Source organism: Cryobacterium sp. TmT2-59, assembly GCF_004403545.1.
GTDB classification, from domain to species: Bacteria; Actinomycetota; Actinomycetes; order Actinomycetales; family Microbacteriaceae; genus Cryobacterium; species Cryobacterium shii.
Genome location: NZ_SOGM01000025.1, coordinates 1 through 4,207, shown reverse-complemented (window position 1 = coordinate 4,207; position 4,207 = coordinate 1). Strand labels below are relative to the sequence as shown.

General features: G+C 58.1%; 3 protein-coding genes and 1 pseudogene. 3 read left to right on the top strand and 1 reads right to left on the bottom strand.

Annotated features, from left to right (window positions below):
• Window positions 1–452: 452 nt before the first annotated feature.
• The 3 genes and pseudogenes from E3T24_RS04445 to E3T24_RS04435 form a co-directional block, all read left to right on the top strand.
• Window positions 453–773, top strand: a pseudogene (locus E3T24_RS04445) (ATP-binding protein); the annotation flags it as partial.
• Between the two features lie 66 nt (window positions 774–839).
• Window positions 840–2,144, top strand: a complete 1,305-nt coding sequence (locus tag E3T24_RS04440; RefSeq protein WP_134434329.1) for a hypothetical protein — start codon at window positions 840–842, stop codon at window positions 2,142–2,144.
• A complete protein-coding gene (locus E3T24_RS04435; RefSeq protein ID WP_134434328.1) occupies window positions 2,141–3,373 on the top strand; it encodes an acyltransferase in 1,233 nt (410 codons plus the stop codon). The genes E3T24_RS04440 and E3T24_RS04435 overlap by 4 nt, the downstream gene beginning before the upstream one ends.
• Window positions 3,374–3,869: 496 nt before the next feature.
• Here the strand turns inward: E3T24_RS04435 and E3T24_RS04430 are convergent.
• On the bottom strand, window positions 3,870–4,207 hold a 338-nt coding region (locus E3T24_RS04430; RefSeq protein ID WP_166789163.1), incomplete at its 5' end, for an integrase core domain-containing protein.

Here is a 4,207-nt window from a genome sequence, read left to right as displayed (position 1 = left end):
GGCCTCGACGTCCTCAGCCGCTCACGCCTCACCCTCATCCCGACCGACAAGGAGGAACCCACAACCGAACTCGGCGCCCTCAGCGCCTAGAAATCCAAGAATCACGCGGAAAACCCGTTACACCACACATTTGGACTTGACTCACCACGGTCATCGCGCTCTGGCTCGGCCATGCTGACACCCGGTCCACGAACGCGTATCTGCACGCTGACATGACGATCAAGGAACGGGCTCTGGCACGCACCACCCCGGTCACTTCGCCACCAGGCAGATTCAAGCCCGCGGACTCGCTGCTCGCGTTCCTAGAAGGCCTGTAATTATGCCGATCGGTTCCAAACGCCGCATCCCCCGTGGCCCGCCAACAAAGTGATTCCGAGCAAGCCATGGAGACTTATCGGCATAATCGCGGTCTCGGCATAAATCGCACTATGCCGATATCGGCATAGTGCGGTGAAGTCGGCTACATTCCATTTGATCAGGACGCCGCGAACCTGTTCTTCCAACTCGTCGCGAGCCGCTACGAACACGCGTCCCTAATCCTGACAAGCAACTTATCCTTCGGGCGCTGGGGCGAGGTCTTCGGCGACCAGACCGTCGCGTCCGCGATGATCGACCGCATCGTGCACCACGCCGACGTTCTCAGCCTCAAAGGCGCCAGTTATCGGATGAACAGCCACCGGCCCCCGCCGATACGGCATAGTAGAAATATCAATAGTGGTCCTGTTTTCAAACGGCACTTTTGGCCCTGTTCTGGGTCGGCGTCAACAGTCTGATATGAGCCGGGTGAAAGCAGGAACATTGAGATCAGCCGCCGCCGTTCTGCCACCTAGACTCAGTGCATGAGGTCTTCCAGCCTGCTAACGCGTTTCAGCATCCCATTGTCTTTGGCCTACCTGATGCTTCGGCCGGTAGGCCACAATGAGGTGCTGCTTCCGGTCGTCGGTGTCCTTGGTGCCGTTTCCGTTTGGAACGTCCTCACTCGTCACCGAGCTGTCTCTCTTGAGGTCGGGCTTGTCATTGGATTGACGCTGGCTGTCGGGCTCTACGGCTCTACAATCGGCATTGGCAACCCGGGATTAGCAAACGGGATGCTCGTGTGGCTTGCGGGTCCGCTGGTCTTTGGGGCCTGGGCCGTTTCAGGTGACGAGCCGCTTCTCAAGGTCATTCTCACCACTTCAGCCCTGGCGACAACTATCGCCTCGTTGGGCATCATTCTCTATGTCGGTGGATCGCTCGGCGCGATTCCTCAAGTGATTCCGCTGTCCATAATCCAGGAATCTGGTGGAGGATTTGACGGGACGGGTGAAACAACAACAATCAGGTTTTATGGACTGTCGACTCTCGTCGCCGCCGCCCCGATGTGGGTTACCGCAGCGGTGCTCCCCACGCACCGGCTGCTTCCCAGTCGGGCGCTAGCCTTGCTCGGGGCGGTGACCGCTACCACTGCTGCTTTGCTTGCCGGGCGGGATGCAATCGTTTTGGTCCTTATCCTGATTCCATTGGCAATGTGGCTACTTGCCCGCTACTTGAGGCGAGCTAAGCAGAGGCGAATCTCCTCAAGATTAGTTCTAACCGGTCTGGCCACATTTATTGTCGCGCTGTTCGCGCTCCCCACAATTCTTGCAAACCCGAGTTTGCGTCGGACCTGGGAGAGCGTAATTGCCTATTTCACGGGAACTGCAACCGCATCAGCCGACGAGAGTCTTCGAGACGAGCAAGTCACCCAGCTCATTCGCGCCTGGTCAGAGTCGCCGATCTTCGGCCATGGATGGGGTGCCACTATCGATGGTTATGCACGCAGTCAGGAACGGCCGTGGAACTTTGAGATGCAGTATCACCTCCTTCTTTTTCAGGTTGGCCTCGTTGGAGCCGTCGTGTTACTCCTCGCCGTATTTGTTGCTGCCAGCGCGTTCGTTAGAGCAGCACGACGACGCCCTGATTTGCTCCCAATCCTGCTCGTGTCGGGAGCAGCGGCTTCAGCGATGCTTGTCGCGAACGCGACCAACCCCTACCTGCAAGCTCCTGGACACATGTGGGCCGTATATTTGGTCCTTATGACGATCAACATCGCTTCCTATCCGGTCACTGAGAAACCGATTGAGGGCGAACGCGCGCTCACCCGGTACATCGGCGTGACGGCGTGAAGGCGGAGATTCAGGAACTCGGTCGCCTTACCTCTCTTGACGGGCTTCGGGGTGTAGCAGCAGTAATCGTTCTTCTCCATCACAGCCTCCTGCTTGTTCCGGCTCTGGCCGCTCCTTACTATACAAACCAAGCGGTGGGGGCCCAATGGTCGTTCGCGTGGTGGATGGTGCATACACCGTTTCATCTGCTCTGGGAGGGCAAGGGCGCCGTTTTCATATTCTTCGTGCTGAGCGGGATTGTGCTTACTCTGCCTGTACTCAGGTCTGACAGGTTCTCGTGGATAGCTTTTTACCCTCAGCGTCTCGCGCGCCTTTATGTGCCAATCTGGGCGGCAGTGATCTTCACGGTCCTAACGTTCGTCGTCGTCCCGAGGGTTGGCTACGTTGCCAGTGATTGGCTGCGTGAGCGACCGACTGACGTCACACTTGGCGCATTTGCACGAGACATGACCCTCGTTTTGGGTAACGGTGGTTTGGCATCTCCGCTATGGTCACTCCGATGGGAGATACTCTTCTCGCTCGCTATCCCTCTGTACGTATATACCGCCCGAATCTGGCCAGGTCTAAACCCATTCAAAGCGCTTATCTGTGTAGGGCTTATCACTGTGGGCGGCGCAGTCGAGAACGCATTTCTTCTTTACGTACCCATGTTCATGCTTGGGTCGCTTATCGCGGTCGAGCTTCCACGGCTTCGCGACACTGGGCACGGGATGGACCTGCTGACGCGGGCAAGGATGGCGTGGGGCGGGTTGCTGGCTCTTGGGCTGCTGTTAATGACCACCCACTGGATCGGCCTTGGGATGGGGTTGCCTACGAGGGCTGTAGGCGCAACCAGCGGCCTCGTCGTGATTGGAGCCTGCATAGTTGTCTTTGTTGCAATGCTTTGGCACCCCGTGAAGCGAGTCCTAGGTACCCGCCCCGTTCAGTGGCTCGGGTTGATCTCCTTCAGCCTTTACCTCGTGCATGAACCCATCGTCGTTGCATTCGGCTACCTGTTCGGTTCAGCGGGAGTCCTGCTCGCGATCCCTTGCGCCATTTTGGTTGCGGTACTCGTCGCATCCGCTTTCTACCATCTGGTCGAGCGGCCAAGTCATGTCCTTGCCAAACGTATCAGAACCAAAATGAGCGTGACCAGTGCCCCGCGTAGTGATCTCTTGCCCGTCGGGCTAAAGAGTTCAGCATCTGCCATCAACGTCCATCCGAAGGGCGCCGAAGTGGAAGGTCTTTAAGCTTGAATGGCGTCTCGTGGAACGGCCGAGCGTACGCAGGGGTCGAACGGGCTCCCAGCGATTTATCGGGCTGACACGGGTAGAACTTCGATATGCGCGAAAGGCATGAAGGTGCTGGCAATCAGTGAGAGGTCCGGTACCCGAAGTGTCGCAGATTCACCGGCCTGGACGGGTTTGAGGTAGATATCTTGGGCAAGGGCTGTCGTGATTCCGACGTGTTTATCTTGCCGGACCTTGTCAAACTGAATCCTGCTTGAGGATGGTAATCCAGCGAAACTCTTTTGTGGTGCCTCGTCAGGCTCATGCGACCCGTCGAGAGGTGGATATGCCACTGGGATCAGAATTCGGTGCTTTGCGCTGAGTGAATCATTGGGCTGACGTTGAACGGTGCGTCGATGACTCCTGGGCCAGTTTCGAATCCTCGTTCTCTTTGGCAGGCGCAGCCCGAACCTTTCGGCGTACGGAATTTGTCAAGGTGAATGAGGCCAGCGTGAGTTTAGGCGGCTAGTTTCGGCTCTTCTTCTTGTGCGTCGGCTGGCTTGTTGATCCAGGCCGCGTCGGGGGTGGCGAGGATCTTCGGGTCGAGGTTGGTGCTGAAACGCTCCGGGTTCCGGGCGCGTGCTGCGGCGAGGGTCGCCGCCTGTTCGGCGGCCTTGCCGGCGGCGAGGCCATAGTGGACGTCGGCGGGGGTGTTGTGGCCGATGCCGGTGTGCCGGTGGGTGTGATTGTAACCCTCGACGAAGGTATTCATGAACCGTCTGGCGTCGCCGAGGCTGGCGAAGCGTTCCGGGAAAACCGGGGCGAACTTCAACGTCTTGAACCACGCCTCCGAGT